Annotated in this window: 21 protein-coding genes and 1 riboswitch; of the genes, 14 read left to right on the forward strand and 7 right to left on the reverse strand. The window is 70.0% G+C overall.

Annotation, left to right across the window (positions count from 1 at the left end; translation table 11 throughout):
• Nucleotides 1-34: 34 nt before the first annotated feature.
• Nucleotides 35-1,915 (reverse strand): patatin, encoded by a 1,881-nt coding sequence (locus tag JNUCC0626_RS42335; RefSeq protein WP_394616252.1) that lies wholly within the window; start codon nucleotides 1,913-1,915, stop codon nucleotides 35-37.
• Between the two features lie 79 nt (nucleotides 1,916-1,994).
• Here JNUCC0626_RS42335 and JNUCC0626_RS42340 point away from each other — a divergent pair, with 79 nt between their 5' ends.
• Nucleotides 1,995-2,567, forward strand: a complete 573-nt coding sequence (locus JNUCC0626_RS42340; RefSeq protein WP_394616253.1) for a hypothetical protein — start codon at nucleotides 1,995-1,997, stop codon at nucleotides 2,565-2,567.
• A 40-nt stretch (nucleotides 2,568-2,607) separates the two neighbouring features.
• Here the strand turns inward: JNUCC0626_RS42340 and JNUCC0626_RS42345 are convergent, their stop codons facing one another.
• From JNUCC0626_RS42345 to JNUCC0626_RS42360, 4 genes are all read right to left on the reverse strand, one after another.
• Complete coding sequence (locus JNUCC0626_RS42345) at nucleotides 2,608-2,850, reverse strand: hypothetical protein (RefSeq protein WP_394616254.1); 243 nt, start codon at nucleotides 2,848-2,850, stop codon at nucleotides 2,608-2,610.
• A gap of 79 nt (nucleotides 2,851-2,929) precedes the next feature.
• The gene (locus tag JNUCC0626_RS42350; RefSeq protein ID WP_394616255.1) at nucleotides 2,930-3,565 is read right to left on the reverse strand and encodes a CatB-related O-acetyltransferase; all 636 of its coding nucleotides are present in this window, start codon (nucleotides 3,563-3,565) and stop codon (nucleotides 2,930-2,932) included.
• Nucleotides 3,562-5,436 carry an ABC transporter ATP-binding protein gene (locus tag JNUCC0626_RS42355; RefSeq protein ID WP_394616256.1) on the reverse strand — a complete coding sequence of 625 codons (1,875 nt, stop codon included), beginning with the start codon at nucleotides 5,434-5,436 and terminating at the stop codon, nucleotides 3,562-3,564. The genes JNUCC0626_RS42350 and JNUCC0626_RS42355 overlap by 4 nt, the downstream gene beginning before the upstream one ends.
• 34 nt (nucleotides 5,437-5,470) lie before the next feature.
• A complete protein-coding gene (locus tag JNUCC0626_RS42360; protein WP_394616257.1) occupies nucleotides 5,471-6,367 on the reverse strand; it encodes an alpha/beta hydrolase in 897 nt (298 codons plus the stop codon).
• Between the two features lie 70 nt (nucleotides 6,368-6,437).
• On the opposite strand from JNUCC0626_RS42360, the gene JNUCC0626_RS42365 reads away from it, so the two are divergent.
• From JNUCC0626_RS42365 to JNUCC0626_RS42375, 3 genes are read left to right on the forward strand one after another with little or no spacing between them, the layout of a single operon-like run.
• Nucleotides 6,438-7,460 (forward strand): M48 family metallopeptidase, encoded by a 1,023-nt coding sequence (locus JNUCC0626_RS42365; RefSeq protein WP_394616258.1) that lies wholly within the window; start codon nucleotides 6,438-6,440, stop codon nucleotides 7,458-7,460.
• 15 nt (nucleotides 7,461-7,475) lie between these two features.
• Complete coding sequence (locus JNUCC0626_RS42370; RefSeq protein ID WP_394616259.1) at nucleotides 7,476-8,252, forward strand: S1 family peptidase; 777 nt, start codon at nucleotides 7,476-7,478, stop codon at nucleotides 8,250-8,252.
• Nucleotides 8,253-8,274: 22 nt separating this feature from the next.
• Entirely contained in the window at nucleotides 8,275-8,997 is a 723-nt protein-coding gene (locus JNUCC0626_RS42375) for a S1 family peptidase (protein ID WP_394616260.1), read from the forward strand.
• Nucleotides 8,998-9,371: 374 nt separating this feature from the next.
• On the opposite strand, the gene JNUCC0626_RS42380 is transcribed toward JNUCC0626_RS42375, so the two are convergent.
• Complete coding sequence (locus JNUCC0626_RS42380) at nucleotides 9,372-9,980, reverse strand: LysE family translocator (RefSeq protein WP_394616261.1); 609 nt, start codon at nucleotides 9,978-9,980, stop codon at nucleotides 9,372-9,374.
• A 148-nt stretch (nucleotides 9,981-10,128) separates the two neighbouring features.
• On the opposite strand from JNUCC0626_RS42380, the gene JNUCC0626_RS42385 reads away from it, so the two are divergent.
• Nucleotides 10,129-10,863: a serine protease gene (locus JNUCC0626_RS42385; protein WP_394616262.1), complete on the forward strand. Its 735-nt coding sequence runs from the start codon at nucleotides 10,129-10,131 to the stop codon at nucleotides 10,861-10,863.
• Nucleotides 10,864-10,876: 13 nt separating this feature from the next.
• On the forward strand, nucleotides 10,877-11,335 hold the full coding sequence (locus JNUCC0626_RS42390) for a GNAT family N-acetyltransferase (protein WP_285638774.1): 459 nt from the start codon (nucleotides 10,877-10,879) through the stop codon (nucleotides 11,333-11,335).
• Here the strand turns inward: JNUCC0626_RS42390 and JNUCC0626_RS42395 are convergent.
• Nucleotides 11,289-12,482, reverse strand: a complete 1,194-nt coding sequence (locus JNUCC0626_RS42395; RefSeq protein ID WP_394616263.1) for an 8-amino-7-oxononanoate synthase — start codon at nucleotides 12,480-12,482, stop codon at nucleotides 11,289-11,291. The genes JNUCC0626_RS42390 and JNUCC0626_RS42395 overlap by 47 nt on opposite strands.
• Nucleotides 12,483-12,525: 43 nt before the next feature.
• Between JNUCC0626_RS42395 and JNUCC0626_RS42400 the strand changes: the two genes are divergently transcribed.
• From JNUCC0626_RS42400 to JNUCC0626_RS42435, 8 genes are all read left to right on the forward strand, one after another.
• Nucleotides 12,526-13,587: a hypothetical protein gene (locus JNUCC0626_RS42400; RefSeq protein ID WP_394616264.1), complete on the forward strand. Its 1,062-nt coding sequence runs from the start codon at nucleotides 12,526-12,528 to the stop codon at nucleotides 13,585-13,587.
• 22 nt (nucleotides 13,588-13,609) lie between these two features.
• Nucleotides 13,610-14,569, forward strand: coding sequence for a threonine aldolase family protein (locus tag JNUCC0626_RS42405; RefSeq protein WP_394616265.1), 960 nt, complete (start codon nucleotides 13,610-13,612; stop codon nucleotides 14,567-14,569).
• A gap of 28 nt (nucleotides 14,570-14,597) precedes the next feature.
• Nucleotides 14,598-14,730, forward strand: a riboswitch (cobalamin riboswitch).
• A 37-nt stretch (nucleotides 14,731-14,767) separates the two neighbouring features.
• On the forward strand, nucleotides 14,768-16,675 hold the full coding sequence (locus tag JNUCC0626_RS42410) for a putative cobaltochelatase (protein ID WP_394616266.1): 1,908 nt from the start codon (nucleotides 14,768-14,770) through the stop codon (nucleotides 16,673-16,675).
• A gap of 65 nt (nucleotides 16,676-16,740) precedes the next feature.
• Entirely contained in the window at nucleotides 16,741-17,355 is a 615-nt protein-coding gene (gene cobO, locus JNUCC0626_RS42415) for a cob(I)yrinic acid a,c-diamide adenosyltransferase (RefSeq protein ID WP_394616267.1), read from the forward strand.
• Nucleotides 17,352-18,725 (forward strand): cobyrinate a,c-diamide synthase, encoded by a 1,374-nt coding sequence (locus tag JNUCC0626_RS42420; RefSeq protein ID WP_394616268.1) that lies wholly within the window; start codon nucleotides 17,352-17,354, stop codon nucleotides 18,723-18,725. Before cobO ends, JNUCC0626_RS42420 begins: the two co-directional genes overlap by 4 nt.
• A gap of 30 nt (nucleotides 18,726-18,755) precedes the next feature.
• Complete coding sequence (locus JNUCC0626_RS42425) at nucleotides 18,756-19,793, forward strand: cobalt-precorrin-4/precorrin-4 C(11)-methyltransferase (RefSeq protein ID WP_394616269.1); 1,038 nt, start codon at nucleotides 18,756-18,758, stop codon at nucleotides 19,791-19,793.
• Nucleotides 19,793-20,614 carry a hypothetical protein gene (locus JNUCC0626_RS42430; protein WP_394616270.1) on the forward strand — a complete coding sequence of 274 codons (822 nt, stop codon included), beginning with the start codon at nucleotides 19,793-19,795 and terminating at the stop codon, nucleotides 20,612-20,614. The genes JNUCC0626_RS42425 and JNUCC0626_RS42430 overlap by 1 nt, the downstream gene beginning before the upstream one ends.
• Before the next feature lie 43 nt (nucleotides 20,615-20,657).
• Nucleotides 20,658-21,914, forward strand: coding sequence for a cobalamin biosynthesis protein (locus JNUCC0626_RS42435; RefSeq protein WP_394616271.1), 1,257 nt, complete (start codon nucleotides 20,658-20,660; stop codon nucleotides 21,912-21,914).
• The last annotated feature ends 23 nt before the right edge of the window (nucleotides 21,915-21,937 follow it).

A 21,937-nucleotide genomic window follows, 5' to 3' on the forward strand; every position in this document is an offset into this window, starting at 1 on the left:
GGCTAAATCGCGTCACGGGACCAGGCTAGCGCGGCTACTCCGGCGGTGTCAGCCGCAAATCCGGGTCCACCGGCGGCACCCCGTCGAACGGCCCGTCGTCCTTCAGCCGTCCGACGTGGTCGAGCGCCACCTCGATGTCCGCGCGGAACGGGTCACCGTCGGTCGGTGGCGTGCGGAACCAGTCGTGCAGCTCGGCCGGGATCTGGAACCGCGCGAGCAGGTCGTCGTACAGGGCCTCGCGGTCGGCGGCCTGCACGCCCAGTTCCTGGTACTCGCGCAGGGCCATGCGCAGCCGGATCCACCGGTAGCGGTCGGTGTTCTGCTGCTGCTCGAACCGTTCGCGCAGCAGGTCGCCCGCCTTCTGGCCGCGCTCCGCCAGCCGCTTGATCGTGTCGGGCGGCATGAACAGGTTCGAGCCGCCCTCGTCGTCGGACTGGCGGACGTGCGCGATGCGGCCGCGGTAACCGGGCAGCGCGGACTGCATGGTGTCGCGCCAGTCCAGGAAGGTGTCCAAGATGGACACCAGGAAGCGCGGCATCGAGTTCAGCGCCGCGTAGTGCGTGCCCGAGGCCGAGGCGTCCTGCTCCGGCAGCCACACGTCGGTCGTGTCGCCCGCCGGGTAGGGCTGGAGGCTCAGGCCGAACGTGGGCCAGCGCGGCAGCAGCGCGTCGAAGAAGTGGATCGGGAAGTTGCTGGTGATGCCGCCGTCGGAGAACCAGTGCACGCGGCCGCCGCGGCACAGCGGCACGGCGGCGATCAGGCCGGGGAACGACAGCGACATCCGCACGGCGAGCACGACCGGCAGTCGGTCGCGTTCGGGCAACGCGCGCAACGGCATGTGCTCGTGCAGCGGGCACTTGTCGAAGGTGACCGACCCGTCCAGCTGCTCGACGACCCGCGCCGGCAGCACGTACCCGAGACACTCCTCGCAGTACTGCCACTCCTCCTTGAACGGCAACCGGTACGGCCGCCCCTCGGACAGGTCCGTGGTCATCAGCACGAGGTTGATGTCGCCGAGGTCGCCGAACGTCAACGCCTCGTCGGTGCCCGCCAGGTCGTCCAACTGGTCCGCGATCCAGTCGGCCAGCGGCGGCACGCCCGTCGACCGCGGCACGCCCGCCATCCGGTCGAGCCACGACGGCCGGTAGTCGCCGGTGCCGGGCACGAGTCCGAAGTGGATGGACCGCGCGTTGTCCTTGAGGAACCGCTGCATCGCGTACCCGTACGTGACGATCAAAGCGCTCACCGCCGCCAGCGTCAGCACCAGCCACACCAGCACGACGATCGCCGCCGTCGCGTAGTGCCTGCTGAACGCCAGCCCGAGCACCAACGGCACCAGCGCGAAAACCGCCGCGGGCCAAGGCAAACTCGACCGCAACGGCCACACCACGATCACCAGGCACGCCAGCGCGACCACGCTCACCGCCACCGCGAGCCACCCCGGATAACCCGCCGGCGCGAGCCAGCCCGAGTACAGCACCGGCCCGCCGAGCCACAGCAACGCCATCAGCCCGAGCACGGCCTTCGCCCGCAACCCGACCGCACCGAGCAACGCGAAGAACAGGCACGTGATCGCGCTGCGTCCGGTCGTCTCGCGCTTCTGCATGGACGCCACCACGATCCGGTACAGCGCTCGCGTCTTCTCGGCGGGCTGGAACAGCTGCGCCATCCGCCACCGCTCGGCACCGGACCCGGACGTGAACCAGTCGATCAACCCGGCGAGCTTGTCGAACCCACCGGCTGCGCGCCCTCTCTCCGCCGCCGCGGTGAACCCTGCCGCGATCGCCCCGGCGGACGCGCCACCGATCTGCTTGAACTCGTAGTGGCGGGCCAGCGAGGCGACCGCGAGCGGGTACACGACGCCGCTGGTCGTGCCGCCCCGCATGGTCAGGTCGCAGTAGCGGTCGTACTCCATGCGCTGATGATCGCGCGCTCGGACGCATTCGTCAGCGAAGTTCACTCGGACGCCGACGATCACTGCTTGGATGAGCTCCATGACCGCGTACGACCTCGCCCGCAGCCTGCCCGCGATCCCGGAGTTGCGCGCGCGATGCCGTGCGCTGGCCGCGATGGACGCCGTCATGGACCCGGACGACGACTACCGCTACTACCAGTACGACGCGGACTGGGCGCCTGGCGAGGAGATGGCGTCCATGCAGGACGGTTCGGGCAACGAGTACTCGATCACGTTCACGGCTGCGGGCGCGTTCGTGCGCGGGTTCGACCACGAGTCGGACATGAGCCCGTACGCCACCGATGACGGCGAGCCGTGGCCCGGTGTCGTCGACTCCGTGCCCGAGGTGTTCCGCGCTTGTCTGGAGGAACCGGCGTTCTGCGACGAGGAGACGCCGCGCATCACGGTGTGCCTGTGGCGCGAGCACGGCGACACGGCGTGGAGGCACGGCGAGATCGACTTCCCGGAGAACGGTGACGACGGCGCCGGCTGGATGTTCGCCCTGCTGACCGACGGGACGCCCGAGGCGTACCGGAAGTGGGCGCAGGAGTACTACGAGACCTCAGTCGACCTCGCCGTCGTGCGACGCGTCTTCGCTCAGTTCGCCGGCTGACGCTCCACCGTCAGCCACCACGAGGGCAGTTCGTGAAGTTCTAGGACGCCTTTGGGCGATGCCCACGTTCGTGGTCGGCCATCCGATCGTGGATGACGTCCTCGCCGAGCATGGCCAGGAACGTCCTGCCCTGCTGGAAGCAGCGCTGGCAGAAGGTCGCGCAGGCGTACCGCACCCTCGTGAAAGGCGCCGTCTCCTCGGGGTAGAACGGACGGACTTCCAGAACCAGGTCGGCGGAGCTCCCGCAGCACTCGCACCGATCAGCCTTCGGACATGACCACATTCATCTCTCCTCCGCCGGCGCCCAGCCTGCCCTGATGTCAGGGGACCGGTCCCGCCCGCCGGCGACGTCCTCCAGAGCTCTACGAGGCGACCTCAGCCAGGTCGGCGGGCGTGCCGGACATGATCACGCGGACGTGCTCCGTCACCTTCTCCACCGGCCAGTCCCACCACGCGATGCGTTCCAGCAACTCGACATCGGCGTCGGAGTAGCGCTTCTTGATCAGCGACGCCGGGTTGCCGCCGACGATGCCGTACGCCGGAACGTCCGACACCACAACGGATCCGGCCGCGACGATCGCGCCGTTGCCGATGTGCACGCCCGGCATGATCAGCGCGTTGTAGCCGATCCAGACGTCGTTGCCCACCACCGTGTCGCCCCGCGAAGGCGCCCCCAGAGCGATGTCCAGCGTCTTCTCGCCCCAGACGCCGCCGAAGATCGTGAACGGGAACGTCGACACGCCCGCCATGCTGTGGTTGGCGCCGGACATGATGAACCGCACGCCCTCGGCCAGTGCGCAGTAACGGCCGATGACCAGCTTCTCGGTGCCGTAGTTGTAGAGGACGTTGCGCTGCTCGAACTCCGTGGCGTGGTGTGGATCGTCGTAGTAGGTGTACTCGCCGACCTCGATCTGCGGGTTCTTCACCAACGGCTTGAGCAACACCGTGCGCGCGTAGTCCGGCAACGGGTAGAGGTTGTCGGGCGAGGGAATCGTCACGGTGCTCCGATCGGCTCTTCGCTGAACTGAGTGCGGTACAGCTTGGCGTAGTGGCCTTCCTTGGCCAGCAACACTTCATGCGTACCACGTTCAACGATCCGACCGGCGTCGACGACGAGGATCTGGTTCGCCGCGCGGATGGTCGAGAGCCGGTGCGCGATCACCAGCGACGTTCGCCCGGCCAGCGCCTCGACCAGTGCCTCCTGCACCGCCGCCTCCGACCGCGAGTCCAGGTGCGCGGTGGCCTCGTCCAGGATCACCACGCGCGGTTTGGCCAGCAGCAGCCGCGCGATCGTCAGCCGTTGCCGTTCACCGCCGGAAAGACGGTAACCGCGTTCGCCGACGACGGTGTCCAACTGATCCGGCAACGACGCCACCAGGTCCGCGAGCCGGGCACGCCCCAAAGCGTCCCAGATCTCCTCGTCGGTGGCCGTGGGAGCCGCCAGTCGCAGGTTCGCTCCGATCGACTCGTGGAACAGGTGCCCGTCCTGCGTCACCATGCCCACGGTCTCGCGGATCGAGTCGAACGACAGGTCGCGAACGTCCACACCGGACAGCCGGACCGTGCCGGAGTCGGTGTCGTACAACCGGGGCACCAGCGACGCGATCGTCGACTTGCCCGCACCCGACGCGCCGACCAGCGCGATCAGCGACCCCGGCGCGGCCGTGAAGGACACCCCGCCGAGGATCTCCTCGCCGCCGCGGGTGTCGAGCGAGGCGACCTCCTCCAGCGACGCGATCGAGACCTTGTCCGCGGACGGGTAGGCGAACTTCACGTCCGCGAACTCGACCTCCACCGGACCGTCCGGCACGGCCACCGGTTCGGGCTTCTCCTTGATCAACGGCGGCAGGTCCAGCACCTCGAAGACCCGCTCGAACGACACCAGCGCCGTCATCACGTCCACCCGTGCGCCGGCCAACGCCGTCAACGGCGCGTACAACCGCGTCAGCAGCAGCGCCAGCGTCACGATCGTGCCCGGCGCCATCTGGCCCTGGAACACGAACCAGCCACCCAGCCCGTAGACCAAAGCCAGCGCCAACGACGACACGAGCGTCAACGCCACGAGGAACAACCACTGCGCCACGGCCGTCCGCACGCCGATGTCCCGCACGCGTCGAGCGCGCGCACCGAACTCCGCGCTCTCCAACGCCGGACGACCGAACAGCTTGATCAACGTGGCACCGGGGGCGGAGAACCGTTCGGTCATCTGAGTGGTCATCGCCGAGTCGAGGTTCGCGGCCTCGCGGTGCATCGATGCCAAACGCTTGCCCATCCGCCGCGCCGGGATCAGGAAGATCGGCAGCAGCACCATCGCCAGCACCGTGACCTGCCACGACAGCGTCAGCATCACGGCCAGGGTCAGCACGAGGGCGATCACGTTCGTGACCACCCCGGAGATCGTCTCGGAGAACGCCCGCTGCGCCGCGATCACGTCGTTGTTCAGGCGGGAGACCAACGCGCCGGTGCGCGTGCGGGTGAAGAACGCGATCGGCATCCGCTGCACGTGGTCGAAGACCGCCTGCCGCAGCCGCAGGATCAGGTCCTCGCCGACCCGCGACGACTGCCACCGCTCGACCAGGGAGAACCCGGCCTCCAGCACCGCGACGCCGGCGATCGCCAGCGCCAGCCACACGACCAGCCCGAAGTCCTGGCCCGCGATGATCGTGTCGACCACCCGTCCGGCGAGCACCGGCGACGCCACCGCGAGCACCGCGGCGACCGAGGACGTGGCCAGAAGTCCGTACACGGCACGGCGTTGCGGGCGCGCGAACCGGGCGACACGCTTCAACGTCGCCCGGCTCACGCGGCGGCTCTTCTCGTCTTGCATCGCGCTTTCGAGCGCGTACCAGGCGTTGAAGTCGATGTTCATGACGACCAGTCTCGAACCTCGACCTACAACGAGGTCAAGCCGTTTTCAGGAACTCGTCCACCTCGGCGAAGACCGCCGCACGCACTGGCGCAGGCGACAGGAACAGGTCGTGCATGCCCGCCTTGATCTCCACGACCTTGACCGATGATCCGATCTTCGGGCCCCACTTGCGCATGCCCTCGACGTCGAGCACGGCGTCGGCCTTCGAGACGTCCTCGCTCCACTCCTTGGCGTTCAACATGCTCCTGTCCGAGTGCAGCACCAGGACGGGCACCCGCACGTCGAGTCCCTTGTGGACCTTCTCCTGGCCCAGCAGCACGGCCCGGATCCACCCGGCGAGCACCGGGAAGCCCGCGAGCGGCTTCCACTTCAGGTCGAAGTCCCACTCGCCGTTGCGCGAGTTGTGGATCGCCGCCCCGTACGCCTCGCCGAGGTTCGCGCGGATCTTCACCTTCGGCGCGACACCGCCGAGCACCTTCACGATCTGCCGCACGAGCGGCGGTTCGACGACGTCGAGCCACGGGCTGTTGAGCACCAACGCGTCGATGAGGTCGCCGGCCCGCCGTTCGTGCGCCCACAACGACGTGGTGAGGCCACCCGTCGAGTGCCCCATGAGCACCACACGTGAGTGCTCTTCGCGAATGGCCGCGATCGCCGCGTCGATCTCCTCGAAGTAGACGGAGATGTCGGTGGTGTAGTTCGGCAGCTCGCCCTCGCGCAGCGACCGTCCGTAACCGCGCAGGTCCACGGCGTAGAAGTCGTAGCCCTGGGCCGTGTAGTGCTCGGCCACGTGCTCCTGGAAGAAGTAGTCCGCGAAACCGTGCACGTAGAGGATCGCGCCGCGGTCGTTGGCCACCGCCCGCCGGCGGACCAGGGTCGCTGAGGCGCCGCCGCGCAGGGGCAGAACCGTGGTGTCTTCGTCGCTGCTCACCGCGCAAGTTTGCAACGGTCTGGAGCCGATTCCGTGCAGCCTTGTCCGGATCGTGTCTAACCTGGATGGTGTGACGGGGGATATTGAGCAGTCATCGAGGGTGCGGTTCCCGGGCATCAGCCCACGCGCCTATGAGCATCCTGCCGACCGAGGCGCCCTCGCGGTGCTGAGGGCGGTGCCCGCTGTGGCACCGATCCTCAAGGCGGTCGCCGGGGCCTTCACCGAACGCGGGGAGCGCCTGCTTCAGGTCGCGTCCTCCGTCCGGGTGGGTCCCAAGCAGTACCCGCAGCTCGACCGCATCCGCAACGAGGTGGCGGCGACGTTCGACCTCGCCGAGGTGCCCGAGCTCTTCGTCGAGCGCAACGCGCAGGCGACCGGCTACACCTACGGCATCGACAAGCCGTTCATCGTGATCAGCACGGGCGCGGTCGACCTGCTCGACAACGAGTCGCTGCGCTTCCTGATCGGCCACGAGATGGGCCACGCGATGTCGGGCCACGCGCTCTACAACACGCTGCTGCGCCGGCTCATCGACCTGACCACGTCGTTCGCGTGGGTGCCCGCGGGTGCCATCGCGATGCGCGCGGTCATCGCGGCGTTGCGCGAGTGGCAGCGCAAGACCGAGCTCTCCTGCGACCGGGCGGGCCTGCTGGCCTGCCAGGACCCGCAGGCCGCGTTGCGCACGCACCTCGCGCTCGCGGGCGACCTCGGCGGCCAGGTCGACATCGCGTCGTTCCTCGCCCAGGCGAAGGAGTACGAGGAGGTCGAGGACATCCGCGACAGCCTCCTCAAGCTCCTGCACACCGAGCACCGCACGCATCCGCTGGTAGTGGTGCGGGCAGCGGAGCTGCAGCGCTGGTCGGCCAGCGAGGAGTACCGCGAGATCCTGACCGGCACGTACGCGCGCCGCGAGGACGACCGGCCGACGAACAACCTGACCGACGACATCAAGGGCGCAGCCCGGTCGTACCGCGAGTCCATGAACAACTCCGCCGACCCGCTGATCAAGACGATCAACGACATCGGCGAGTCCGTCATGGGCGCGGCGGGCAAGCTCTGGAGCAAGGTTGCTCCGAACGGCTCAGCGGAGTAGCTACCATCTGGAGTCATGAGACGACTCCTGGTGTTGGTTCTCTCCGCTTTGCTCGCCTCAACGGGCACCGCCGCCGCCGACGAGCAGGTCGTCGGCGGCGAGCGGGCGTCCATCGAAGCCAACCCGTGGGCCGTCTACCTGATCGACGACCGCGGGGCCCAGTTCTGCGGCGGCACGATCGTCGCCCCCACGAAGGTCCTCACCGCGGCCCACTGCGCCCTCGGCCGCGCACCCCGCGAACTCCAGGTCGTAGCCGGCCGCGAGGACAAGCAGGACCGCCAGTCCGGCGTGGTCGCCGACGTGACCAAGATCTGGATCCACAAGCAGTACGTGTCGGCCGACCAGGGCGAGGACCTGGCCGTCCTGACCCTGAAGGACGAGCTCCCGTACACCCCGCTCCCGCTCGCCGAACTGACCGATCGGGCGCTCTACCAGCCGGGCACCTCGTTGCGCGCCCTCGGCTGGGGCCGCACGGCCGAGAACGGCAAGACCTCCCGCTTCCTCATGGAAGCCACCGTCCCGGTCCTGCCCGACACCTTCTGCGTCGACACCTACCCGCAGTTCGTGAAGACCGACATGTTCTGCGCGGGCTTCGAGGGCGGCAAGGTCGACACCTGCCAGGGCGACTCCGGCGGCCCGATCGTGGCGGACGGCAAACTCGTCGGCGTCACCTCCTGGGGCGAAGGCTGCGCCCGCAAGAACAAGCCGGGCGTCTACGTCCGCATCTCCCGCTACGCCAAGGATCTTCACTCAGTGGTGGACGCTTTGCCGCCAACGGTTGTAGAGCCGTAGTCCACTCTGTACTCCTGAAGCCATGCGACTGCCGGCGATTCTGGCCCTGCTCGTGCTGACGGCAACCCCGGCGCACAGCGCCCCCAGAATCGTCGGCGGCGTCGCAGTGGACAACCCGGCAGAAGCCCCGTGGGTGGTGGCCTTGACGACCGCGTCGGGCACCCAGTTCTGCGGCGGCGCACTCCTGACTCCAACCCAGGTGGCCACGGCAGCGCACTGCGTCCAGGGCCGCGACCCCGCCTCGATCACGGTCGTAGGCGGACGGCTCGACCTCCGCACTGACGTCGGCACCACGTCCGCCGGTGCGTCGTACCAACTCGTCGACGGGTATGTGACTCCCTCGCGGGGCAAGGACATCGCGCTACTGACACTCGCGAAACCGTTGCCGTACCAGCCAATCCCGGTAGCCGACCCCAGCGTGTACATGCCAGGCGCAGTCGGCCTCGTCTACGGCTGGGGCAGGCAGGCGGAGAACGACACGAACAAGAGCCCGTTGCTGCACAAGGCTCAAGTCCCGATCTGGCCGGACACCCAGTGCGCCGCCACCTACGCGCGCTACGACGCGCAGTCGATGTTCTGCGCGGGCTACCCCGACGGCGGCATCGACGCGTGCGTCGACGACTCCGGCGGTCCCTACGTGGTGAACGGCCGATTGGCGGGCATCGTCTCGTGGGGCATCGGCTGCGCCAGGCCGAACGCGCCAGGCGTGTACACCCGAGTCACGACCTACTTGACCGCGAACTGATCGGCGTCAGCCGCAGTCGCCAACGCAAGGCGACCACCGCCCAAGCCCGGCGCGCGCACGCAACCGGCGGCCACCAACGCAAGCCCACCACCTACGAGTCCTGGCGTGCGATGCGAAGCGAGCCCGAACGGGCTGATCAGCTCTGGGTAGCGGTTGCGTCGTTCTTGGCGATTGGGGCTTGACCTTGAGGGGCTGGATGCCAACCTGTTCGGTCCGGCCGGGGTGTACTACTCCCCGGCTTTTGAGGCCGCGAATGCATCCAGCTAGAGGCTCAAGGTCAAGCCCCAATCGCAACCCCGCTCTTCGTCACTGCCTGATGGACCACCCTCGCAACCGCAGCCCGACCAACAGAACGCGACCAACCCCGCTGGAACTCAGACGACCAGCCCAACCGACATCGTCAAGAACACCGCAGCACAAACCGCATCAAGCGCAGTGGTGACCCCAGGCCGCTTCAACCGCCCAGCAACCCGAGAAGCCGCCAACACGATCATCAACTCCCACACCGCCGCCAGCCCCAAAAACACCACGGCAAGCATCCCGAGCTGAGGCGCCGGTTCACCCGATCCGATGAACTGCGGCAGGAACGCCAACGAGAACAGGATCATCTTCGGGTTCGTGATGTTGGTCAGGAACCCCTGCCGGAACGGCCGCGCGCTCATGACCTCCTCCGGCTGTTCCCCGGACCGCTTCACCAGCCCCCGCGCAATGGAAACCGCCAGGTAAAGCAGGTACCCGGCCCCAATCCACCGCAGCGCCGTCAACACCATCGGGTACCGAGCGAGCACCACCCCGAGCCCGGAGATCACCAGCCCGACCTGAACGGCGGCAGCCGTGTGGATCCCGCCCAGCGCGAGCAGCCCCGCCCGCGTCCCCGACCGCAGTGACGTGCGCAGGAGCAGGAACGCGTCCACGCCGGGGGTCACGATGACGACCGCGCACGCGATGAGGAAGGCCGGAACCTGGCCGAAGTCGAACAACACCGTCAATACCCCCGTGATCTACGCCACTGACCGCAAAATCTCCGGCCAAACGAAAAACTAGCACAAGAATCTCCGGTTTTGACGCCGTCCTAGCGCGATCGCTACCGTTGGTGACCGATCGTCCACCTGGCGCAACGAGGAGTGGTCCGTGAGGGGTAAGCGGTTTGCCGTGCTGGTAGCGGTGATCGCGCTGGTCAGCGGCGGTACGTCGGCCGATGCGATCGTTGGGGGGACACCCGCGCGGGTGGCGGACACCCCGTGGGTTGTGGCGATCACCACCACGGACGGTCAGCTGATCTGCGGTGGCGCGCTCGTCGCCGAGAACAAGGTCATGACGGCCGCGCACTGCGTCACGCTCAAGGGCGTGCTCGGCAAGAACCAGCGCCCGCCGGAGCAGCTCAGGGTGGTCGCCGGTCGCACGGACCTAAGAGAAAAAACCGAGGGCGTGGACGCGGCCGTGAGCGGCGTGTGGCGGCACCCGGACTACGTCGAGGTCACCAAGGGCGACGACGTGGCGATCCTGACGCTCGCGCAGCCGGTGCCGTACCGCACGATCGCGCTCGGCGAGGTCGGGGACGACGGCGTGGTGCTCGGCTGGGGCCGCACCGCCGAGAACGTCCCGCCCGCGATGTCGCTGCGCAAGGTGACGGTGCCGATCCTGTCCGACTCCGAGTGCCTGCTCAAGGAGCCCGACTACCGGCCGGGCGCGATGCTGTGCGCCGGGCGGGGTGGCCGGGACGCCTGCACGGGCGACTCGGGCGGGCCGCTGGTCGTGCGCGGCAGGCTCGCGGGCGTCGTGTCGTTCGGCCGAGGCTGCGCACGGGCAGATGAACCTGGCGTCTACACCCGGCTCGCGAACTACCGGCAGACGCTGGGCTTCTGATATCCACGATCAGGTGCGAACCACACAGTTTCCCGCCACCCTGCGGCGGCAGTGGGGCCTCGACCTGAGCCCCGACCAGCTCTACGCGATCCTGCGGCTGCGGCAGGACGTCTTCGTCGTGGAGCAGAACTGCGTCTACGCCGACGTCGACGGCCGCGACCTGGAGCAGGGCACCCGGCACTTCTGGCTGGAAGCGGAGGGCTCGCACGAGCCGCTCGCTTACCTGCGGCTGCTCGAGGAACCCGACGGCACGTTCCGGATCGGCCGCGTCGCCACCGCGCGCATGGCCCGCGGCCGCGGGTACAGCCGCCGGCTCATGCAGGCCGCGCTCGCGGACGTCGGCAGCACGCCGTCAGTGCTCGACGCGCAGACGTACGTCGCCGACTTCTACGCGTCGTTCGGGTTCGTGGCCGAAGGGGCCGAGTTCATCGAGGACGGGATTCCACACCTGCGGATGCGGCGCTCTCCCTGATCACGCGCACCGCGCGCTCGATGTCGGCCTCGGTCAGATCGGCGCGCGCGGTGAGCCGCAGCCTGCTGATCTGGTCCGGCACCGACGGCGGCCGGAAGCAGCCGACGACGACACCGCTCGCGCGGCACGTCTCCGCCCACCGGAACGCCTGCTCGGGCCCCGGTGCCCGCACGCTCACGACCGCCGCCGTGGGCGTGCTGACCTGGAAACCGGCTTCCTTCAGGCGGTTGCTCAGGTCGTGCGCCACGGTCAGCGCCCGCTCGGGACGGTCCGGCTCCTCGCGCAGGATCCTGATCGCCGCGAGGGCCGCCGCCGCGCTGCTCGGCGCGAGGCCGGTGTCGAAGATGAACGGCCGCGCGGTGTCGATCAAGTGCTTGATCACGCGCGACGGGCCGAGCACCGCGCCGCCCATGGCGCCCAGCGACTTGCTCAACGTCAGCGTGGTGATCACGTCCGGCTGCTTGATGAGGCCCGCTTCCGCGACCGCCCCACGGCCGCCCGGTCCGACGACGCCCAGGCCGTGCGCGTCGTCCACCACCAGCGCCGATCCGTTCGCGCGGCAGACCTCGTGCAGTTCGTTCAGCGGGGCGATGTCGCCGTCGACGCTGAACACCGAGTCCGTGACGACGATCGCGCGCCGCTTGCCGCGGGTCTCCAGCGCGTGCCGGACCTTGCCCACGTCGCAGTGGTCCGCGACGACGACGTCGGCCTTCGACAGCCGCGTGCCGTCGATCAGCGACGCGTGGATGTGCTGGTCCGCGACGATCGCCGTGCCGGGACCCGACAACGCCGTGACCGCGGCGAGGTTCGCCATGTAACCGCTGCTGAACACCAGCGCGGACTGCGAGCCGCAGAAGTTCGCGAGCTCGAACTCCAGCTCGGCGTGCAGCTCGGTCGAGCCCGTGACCAGGCGCGATCCCGTGGACCCCGCGCCCCACTTCAACGTGGCGGCCGCGGCGGCACCGGCGACGCGCTTGTCCTTGGCGAGCCCGAGGTAGTCGTTGCTCGCGAGGTCGAGATCCGTCGAGTCCGACGTGCGCGGCCGCAGTCGCCGGGTCAGACCGGCCTTGGCTCGCGCTTCAGAGCGGACGTCGATCCAGTCGAACGTCGCCTCACCAGGACTGGAAATCGCCTCAGTTGTGCTCACGGTCACCGCCTGAGTCTCCCATCCGGCCGCTAGCGTGCCGCTCGTGGACCTGTTCACCTTCACGCGCGCCGAACTCACCTCGCCGGTGCAGTTCCTCGGCGGCCGCTGGGTGGTGTCCTCGTACGACGACGTGCGCGCCGTGTTGGCCGATCCCGTCACGTACCTGCCCGACAACGCGCTGACCGCCGTGACGCCGGTGGCTCCGGCGGCGTTGCGATCACTGGTCCGCGCCCGCTTCTCGCTCCCGCCGACGCTCGCGAACAACGGGTCCGAGTCACACGCTGACCTGCGGCGACTCGTGGCGTCGTTCTTCACGGCCGCGCGCGTTGCCGCTGCGGAGCCTCGCATCGAAGCCCTCGTTCTGGAACGCCTGGGTGGCACGGATCTCGTGCGGGACCTCGCCTGGGACCTGCCCGCGATCGTGCTGATGGACATCCTCGGACTGCCCAACGTCGACATCCCGACGCTGAAGCGGTGGAGCTCCGGGTCGCTGGAGTTCTTCTGGGGCGACATCACCCGCGAACGTCAGCTGGAGCTGGTCGGCGACGTCGGCGACTTCCACCAATGGCTGATCAAGCGCTATCACGCCCGCGACGGCGACTTGTTCTGCGCGCTGGCCGACGCCGGTGTGTCCGCCGAGGACTCCGCGGGCCTCTGCTACTTCCTGCTGATCGCCGGCCAGGAGACGACGACCCAGTTGCTGTCCACGGCGTTGCGGCGCGCGTTGCAGGACCGTTCGCTGTGGGCGCGGCTGCCCGAACCCGGCGTCGCGGAGGCGTTCGTCGAGGACGTGCTGCGGACCGAAACGCCCGTGGTGACGTGGCGGCGGCTGACCGCGCGTGAGGTCGTTCTGTCCGGTGTGCACGTTCCGGCCGGTGCGGAGCTCGTGTTGTTGTTGAGCGGTAAGGAAACCGACTCGCGCCACCTGGCGTTCGGGTACGGCCGCCACTTCTGCCTGGGCGCGGGGCTCGCCCGGCTGGAGGCCGCCGTGACGTTGCGCACGGTGGCGGCGCACGAACCGTCGTTGCACCTGGTCGGACCACGACCGGAGTGGCTGAACCTGCTGTCGTTCCGCGCGCCGAAGTCGGTGGCTGTGAGCCGTTGACCTGAGGTTTGATGCTGGGGTGATGAACCGTCAGCTCTCGGGAGTCCGCAAGAAGACGCTGCTGGAGACGCTCGGCCCGGTGCCGGACGTCGACCCCGACCGGTACGGCGACGGCGGCCCGGTGGGTGCGCTGGAGGAGCGGGTCGCCGCGTTGCTCGGCACCGAGGCCGCGTTGTTCGTGCCGACCGGGACGATGGCGCAGCAGATCGCGTTGCGGTGCTGGGCCGACCGCACGCACAACCCGATCGTCGCGATGCACCCGCAGGCGCACCCGCTGCACCACGAGGACGACGCGCTGACCGTGCTGTCCGGGCTGCGGCCGATCAAGGTGCGCAACGCCGACGTCGGGACGTGCCCCGAGCCGTTCGGGACGCTGCTGCTGGAGGTGCCGGACCGCGAGGCCGGGTTCGTCCTCCCGACCTGGGACGAGCTGACCGCGACGGTCGACCTGGCCCGCGAACGGGACGCGGTCGTGCACCTCGACGGCGCGCGGCTGTGGGAGAGCACGCACGGCCTGGGCAAGCCGTTGCCCGAGATCGCGGGGCTGTTCGACTCGGTCTACGTGTCGTTCTACAAGTCCCTCGAAGGCATCTCCGGGGCGGCGCTGGCCGGGTCGCGGGACTTCGTCGAGCAGGCACGGGTCTGGCGGCACCGGTACGGCGGCATGCTGTTCCAGCAGTGGCCCGCCGCGCTGTCGGCGTTGCACGGCCTGGACACGGTCCTGCCGAAGCTCGGCGAGTACGTCGCGCACGCCAAGGTCGTCGCTCAGGCGATGGACCAGCCCGAACCGCACACCCACCAGTTCGCGCTGCACCTGCCCGGCGACCCGGCCCGGCTCAAGGAGTTGAGCGGCAAGTTCCTCGGCGGGTTCTGGCAGGACGGGCCGCTGGCCAAGACCGAGGTGACCGTGGCCGGCCCCGCGCTGGAGTGGACGGCGGACGAGGTCAGGGCAACGTGGCAGGAGTTCCTCGGGCTGATCTAGCGACGTCGCTCACCTGGCTGTTGGACCCGGCCGTGCGAAGTGCGACGATGCCGGGGCTGTGAGGGGAACGCGAGGAAGCCGGTGGAACTCCGGCGCCGTCCCGCGACTGTGACCGGTTTTGGACGCCGGAAGTCAGGAACTCGTCCCCCTCTTCACCTCACCGCGGGCGTGGACACCCGAGGAAGGACTTCGCTGAGCATGTTCCCGTTTTCGGCTGTCGTCGGCCATGACGACCTCCGGCTCGCCCTGCTGCTGAACGCCGTGCACCCCGGCATCGGCGGCGTTCTCGTCCGAGGCGAGAAGGGGACCGCGAAGTCGACCATCGTGCGTGCGCTGGCCGCGTTGCTGCCGGAGCTCGACGTCTCGGCGGGCTGCCGGTTCGGGTGCGCGCCCGGGACCACCGACTGCCCCGACGCACCGCACGACGGCGTGGAGCGGCGCCCAGCCCGGCTCGTCGAACTGCCCGTCGGTGCCACCGAGGACCGCCTGGTCGGGTCGCTCGACCTGGAGAAAGCGCTGACCGAGGGCAAGCGCGCGTTCCAGCCCGGCCTGCTGGCCGCCGCGCACCGGGGCGTGCTCTACGTCGACGAGGTCAACCTGCTGCACGACCACCTGGTCGACCTGCTGCTCGACGCCGCCGCGATGGGGCGTGCGCACGTCGAACGCGAGGGCGTGTCGGTGTCGCACCCGTCGCAGTTCCTGCTGGTCGGCACGATGAACCCCGAGGAAGGTGAGCTGCGGCCGCAGCTGCTCGACCGGTTCGGGCTGACCGTGGCCGTGAAGGCCGCGCGGGACGTCGCCGTGCGCACCGAGGTCATCCGTCGCCGGCTCGCCTACGAGGCCGACCCGGTCGGGTTCGCCGCTCGCTGGGCCGATGAGGACGTGCAGCTGAAGCAGCAGATCACCGACGCCCGGTCGCGGTTGGCCGGAGTGTCCCTTCCGGACGGTGAGCTGCGCCGGATCGCCGCTGTCTGCGCGGCTTTCGAGGTCGACGGCATGCGCGCGGACCTCGTGGTCGCCCGTGCCGCCGTCGCGCACGCAGCGTGGCGCGGGGTCGGCGCGGTCGAGGAGATCGACGTCGAGACCGCCGTCCGGCTCGCGCTGCCGCACCGGCGCCGCCGCGACCCGTTCGACGAGCCCGGCATCGAGGAGCAGCAGCTCGAGGACGCCATGAAGCAGGCGGCCGAGCACGCCGAAGAGCCTTCGGACGAGGGTCCGGACGACGACGGCCCCGGCGGTGGCGAGCTGCCCGAACCGCAGGAAGGCCCGAAGGGCAACGGGAACGCGCCTGCCGACCGTCCGGCACCGGAACCCTCGCCCGCGTTCAAGGCGCGGCTGCTGGAGGTTCCCGGCGTCGGGGAAGGTGCGCCGGGCAAGCGTTCCCGGGCCCGTGCCCGCACCGGCCGGATCGTTCGTTCGTCCACTGTGGACGGCAGTGGGCTGCACCTGGTCGACACGCTGACGACCGCCGCGCCGCACCAGGCCGCGCGGGGCCGCAGCGGTCCCGGACTGCTGCTCACCGCCGCCGACCTGCGCAAGGCCGTGCGGGAGGGCAAGGAGTCGAACCTCGTGTTGTTCGTCGTCGACGCCTCCGGCTCGATGGCCGCGCAGAAGCGGATGTCGGCGGTCAGCGGCGCGGTGATCTCGTTGCTGCGCGACGCCTACCAGCGCCGCGACAAGGTGGGTGTGGTGACGTTCCGGGGCCAGACCGCCGAGGTCGCCCTGCCGCCCACGACTTCCGTGGACGCCGCCGCGACGCGGTTGAAGAAGATGCGCACCGGCGGCCGCACGCCGTTGGCGGACGGTCTGCTGAAGGCCCACCGCGTGCTGGAGATCGAACGGCTGCGGGACCCGCGCAAGCGTCCGCTGGTGGTGCTGCTGACGGACGGCCGGGCTACGTCGAGTGGCCTCGGCGGCGACCCGACCAAGGACGCGCTGAAGGCCGCCGGACTGCTGGAGCAGACCGCCGTCGTGGTCGTCGACTGCGAACAGGGCCACGTCCGCCTCGGGCTCGCCGCGAAGATCGCCGAGGCGTTGCAGGGCACCTGCGTCCGGCTCGAGCAGCTGTCCGCCGACCACCTCGCCGGCGTCGTCCGGGCCGCGTGAGTTCGCTTCCCGGCGAACTCACCGGAGTCTGCGGAGCAGCGACCAACGAGCAAGGAGAAACCCCTGTGCCCCAAGGACAACCCACCGAGGTTCCGAAGGACGGCCTGACCACCCGGCAGCGCCGCAACCGCCCGTTGCTGATGCTGCACACCGGCGAGATGAAGGGGAAGTCGACGTCGGCGTTCGGCATGGCGCTGCGCGGCTGGAACCAGGGCTGGGACATCGGCGTGTTCCAGTTCGTGAAGTCCGCCAAGTGGAAGGTGGGCGAGGAGTCCGCGTTCAAGGCGCTCGGCCGGCTGCACGACGAGACCGGCGAGGGCGGTGCCGTCGAGTGGCACAAGATGGGCGAGGGCTGGTCCTGGACCCGCAAGCAGGGCACCGAGGACGACCACGCCGCCGCCGCACGTGAAGGCTGGGCGGAGATCGCGCGCCGCCTTCAGAGCGAACGGCACGGGTTCTACGTGCTGGACGAGTTCACGTACCCGCTGCACTGGGGCTGGATCGACGTGGACGAGGTGGTGGACGCGCTGGCTTCCCGGCCCGGTCACCAGCACGTGGTGATCACCGGGCGGCACGCGCCGCAGAAGCTGATCGACGCGGCGGACCTCGTGGTGGAGATGACGAAGGTCAAGCACCCGATGGACGCCGGGCAGAAGGGGCAACGGGGGATCGAGTGGTGAACAGGCTGGTCATCGCCGCCCCCGCGTCCGGCAGCGGCAAGACCACCGTGGCCACCGGCCTGATGGCGGCGTTGCGCCGCACCGGTTCCCGGGTCGCGCCGTTCAAGGTCGGCCCCGACTACATCGACCCCGGCTACCACTCGCTCGCCACCGGCCGTCCCGGTCGCAACCTCGATCCGGTCATGGTCGGCGAACATCGTGTCCCGGGCCTGTTCGCGCACGGCTCGAAGGGCTGCGACATCGCTGTCGTCGAGGGCGTCATGGGGCTCTTCGACGGCCGCATCGACACCGCCGGCATCGGTTCGACCGCGCACGTCGCCAAGCTGATCAACGCCCCCGTGCTGTTCGTCGTGGACGCGCGCGGGCAGAGCCGGTCGCTCGCGGCGTTGCTGCACGGCTTCCGCGGCTACGACCCCACGGTCCGGCTGGGTGGCGTGATCCTCAACCAGGTCGGTTCCGAACGCCACGAGCAGGTGCTGCGGTCGGCGTGCGACGAGGTCGGTCTCGACGTGCTCGGGGTGTTGCCGCGCGATCCGCAGTTCTCCTTGCCCTCACGGCATTTGGGGCTCGTGACGGCGGCCGAGCACGGCGCCGAGGCCGTGGCCGCCGTGGACGCGATCACCGCCGCCGTGGCCAAGCACGTCGACCTCGACGGGGTGCGCAGGCTCGCGTCGGTGCCCGCGATGGCGGTCGCGCCGTGGGAGCCGCAGGTCGAGCGGGTGTCTTCGGAACCGGTCGTGGCGGTCGCGGGTGGGGCGGCGTTCACGTTCGGGTACGCCGAGCACGTCGAGGTGCTGAAGGCGGCGGGCGCGGCCGTGGCGGTGCTTGATCCGTTGAAGGACGAAGAACTGCCGGAGGGCACGGCGGGGCTGGTGTTGCCGGGCGGATTTCCCGAGCAGCACGCGGAAGCGCTGTCGGCCAACGCCCCGTTGCGCGCGGCGGTGGCTCGGTTCGCTCGATCGGGTGCGCCGGTGCACGCCGAGTGCGGAGGGTTGCTGTACCTCGCGCGGTCGCTCGACGGGCACCCGATGTGCGGGGTGCTCGACGCCGAGGGGTTCATGACGCCCAAGTTGACCTTGGGTTATCGGGACGCGGTGGCGTCCGCGGGGTCGCCGCTGCACGCGCCCGGCAGCCGCGTGACCGGCCACGAGTTCCACCGCACGCAGCTGTCCACACCGCACTCCGACCCGCCCGCGTGGCATTGGCGCGGCGTCGATTCACGGCCTGTAGCCGAGGGATTCGTCGTGGGCGGCGTGCACGCGTCGTACCTGCACACGCACCCCGCCGGTGATCCGGAAGCAGTGGCCCGGTTCGTGCGGGCCTGCCACCCGTTCGTGGCCGGAGTGGCAGACGGTACGGTCGTCGTCTAACTCTCTCCCCAAACCCCCTGTGGAGCTGTCGTGACGACGACCGGTCGGGTCTCCTTCGTCGGCGCCGGTCCCGGTGCCGCCGACCTCATCACTGTCCGAGGCGCGCGCCGCATCGCGGAAGCCGACGTCGTCATCTGGGCTCCGAGCGCCGTGGACGCCGAGTGCGTCCGCGAGCACGCGAAGGCCGAGGCCGACCTGGTCGACTTCTCGCGCGTCACGCAGGAGGAGATCACCGACCTGTACCGCCGCGCCGCCGCGTCGCGCCAGGTCGTCGTGCGCCTGCATGCGGGTGACGCCGCGACCGGCGGGGGCGTGCAGGAGCAGCACGACCTGTGCGTGCGCCTCGGCCTCGAGGTGGAGGTCGTGCCGGGCGTGTCCGTCGTCGCCGCCGCGGCCGCCAAGATCGGCCGCGAACTCACCACGACCGAGGCGTCCTCGACCGTGCTGATCTCGCCGGAGAGCAGCGAGCGCGTGCAGGAGTTCGCGGCGCTGCAGACCACGATGGCCGCCACGGTCTCGGGTGCGCGCACCGGCCAGTTCGTGGAGAAGCTCCTGGCGGGCGGGTACACCGAGGACACCCCGGTCGTCGTCGCGTACAAGGTGAGTCAGGCCGACGAGGTCGTCGTGCACACCACGGTCGGCGCCCTGGAGTCGGTCGTGAAGCAGCACAAGCTGTACCGCCCGACCCTGTTCCTCGTCGGCACGGCCGTGAAGGCCCCGACCCGCCGGGTCTCGGCCACGGCCACCGCGTCCGTCGACGAACCGCTGCGTGCCGCCCGCCCGACCCGCTGGTCGCGCCGCGCCGCCTCGCGCATCGCCACGCGCACCGACGAGCCGATCCCGGCCGCGGTTCCGTCCGCTGCTGTTCCGGCCGCCGCTGAGTCGAACCCCGCGTGGACGGCGGTCGAGGAAATACAGCAGTCCGTCCGCAAGCCCGTGGAAGAGCCGGCCCCGAAGCCGAAACTGGTCGTCGTGGCGGCCGACAAGCCGAAGCCGCCGACGGTCAACGCCTCCACGGCCACGCCGCGCAAGAGGCAGGCCCGCAAGGCCAAGCGGTCAGCTGACTGATGTCGTTCGAGAAGCTGCAGGCCGCAGCCGCCCGCCCCGCCGAGATCGTCGACGCGGCGGACGGCCTGCGTCCGGCGCTGAACGTGTGCCGCTCCCACTCCACCGTCATCGTGAAACTCGCCGACGGCATCGGCCCCGCCGAGATAGGCGCGGGCCTCGCGGGCTGGCGCAGGAGCTTGACCGTCCAGGACGGCGACGAGCTGATCCCGATCGACCCGCGCGACGCCGTGACCCGCCGCTGGACCGCCCCGACCGCCGTGCTGTGCCTGGCGGACAACGAGTTCCTCCAGTCCCGCGACGGCTGGGCCCTGCCCGACGACTCGTTCGCGACCCGCACCCACGTGCTCGGCGCCGAGGTCCGCGCCTTCGTGCTGGCCCGCCTCGCCCCGCGCCCCGGCGTGCTGGTGTGGGACGTCCTGGCGGGCTCCGGCGCGGTGGCCGTCGAGTGCGCCCGGCTGGGTGCTGCCGTGATCGCGGTCGAACCGGACCCCGTGCAGTGCGTGCGGATCATCGCGAACGCCTCGGCGCACGGCGTCGACGTCCGGGTCGAGGAGTCCGAGTTGGACGCGCCCTCGTTGCCTCGGCCGGATGCGGTGTTCGTCGGGCGGGGGAACCTGAGCGCGGTCAAGGCTTCGGCTGCGGTGTCGGCCAAGCGGGTCGTGGTGGCGACGGAGAGCGTGGACGAGATCGTGCCGGCGCGGGATGCGTTGGCGGCGGCCGGGTACGAGGTGGAGGGGGTCCACTGGACCGCTTCGCGCCTGCTGGACTCGGGGTTCGCGCCCGCCGTGCCGGTGACGGTGTTGTGGGGAACCAAGAAGTGATCGGTGACCTGGCTGGTCCCTTCCAGCCGCTGGGAGCACGCGCGTGATCGGAGTGTTCGCCGGACCCGCCCAGCGCGGTGACGCCGCCGACCTGGCCGGCCTCCTCGGCGCCGACGCCGTCGTCCCCGACGGCCCGGTCAAGCCCGCCGTCCGCAGCCTCTGGCCCCGCCTCGGCGCCGTCGTGCTGTTCCTCGACGCCGCCACCGCCGTCCGTCTCGTAGCGCCCCTCCTGCGGGACAAGCGATCCGACCCGGCCGTGGTGTGCGTCGACCAGCACTTCGTCGTGGCGCTGGCCGGTGACGCCGACGTCTTCACCAGGCACGTCGCCGACCTGCTCAACCGCACCGCCGTGGTGACCACCGGCCCGTCCATCGACTCCATGCTGGACGAGCTCGTCGAGCAGCTCGACGCCACCGCCGACGGTGACGTCGCGGCCTGCACCGCCGCCATCGAGGCCGGCGAGAAGGTCGTGTTGCGCAACCCGTTGAACTTTCCGCTGCCCGCGTTGCCGCCGAACGTCGTGCCGGGTGGCGAGGACGCCACCTGGGTGGTCGTCGTGGACGACAAGGCCGCGGCCAGCAAGGAGAACGTGCTGCGGATCGTGCCGCGTACGCTCGTGGTCGGGGTGGGGTCGACGCGGGGTGCGTCGGCCACCAGCGTCGGGGCGGCACTGTCCGAACTGGACGCCACCGGTGGCTTGGATCTGCGGGCCATCAAGGCTTTCGCGACGGCCGACTCCAAGGCGGACGAACCCGGCATCGTGGACGCCGTGGAGGACTGGGGTTTCTGGCACGGCGACACCGCCGAGTTGCTGACGTTCCCGACCGAGGAACTGGCGGAGATCCCGGTTCCCAACCCGAGTTCGGTCGTGCGGAACTCGATGGGCACGGCGAGCGTCGCCGAGGCGGCCGCGATCAAGGGCGCGCAGAGTCTCGGGTACGGCGGGCCGGTCGAGTTGGCGGCCGAGAAGTTCAAGCGGGACAACGTGACCGTGGCTGCGGCGCGGGTGTTGCCGCGCGGCCGGCTCGCGTTGGTCGGGCTCGGGCCCGGGGCGGCGCAGGAACGGACACCGCGGGCCGAGGCGGAAATCCGGCGCGCCGCGTTCGTGGTCGGGACGAAAGAGGCGATCGACGCGGTGAGCCCGCTTTTGCGTCCGGGTACGGAAATTCGGCACGAGGGCGCGTGCGATTTGGCCGCTCAGGGTGCGGCCGTCGCGTTCGTCGCATTCGGAACCGGGCCAACGCTGGACATTCCGGTCGAAGCCGACGTAATTGTTGTTCCCGGAGTCTGGGAAAGCTGATGTTTTTCCTTCTTTCGTAGGGT

The organism is Lentzea sp. JNUCC 0626 (genome assembly GCF_043632865.1).
In the GTDB taxonomy this organism is placed as follows: domain Bacteria; phylum Actinomycetota; class Actinomycetes; order Mycobacteriales; family Pseudonocardiaceae; genus Lentzea.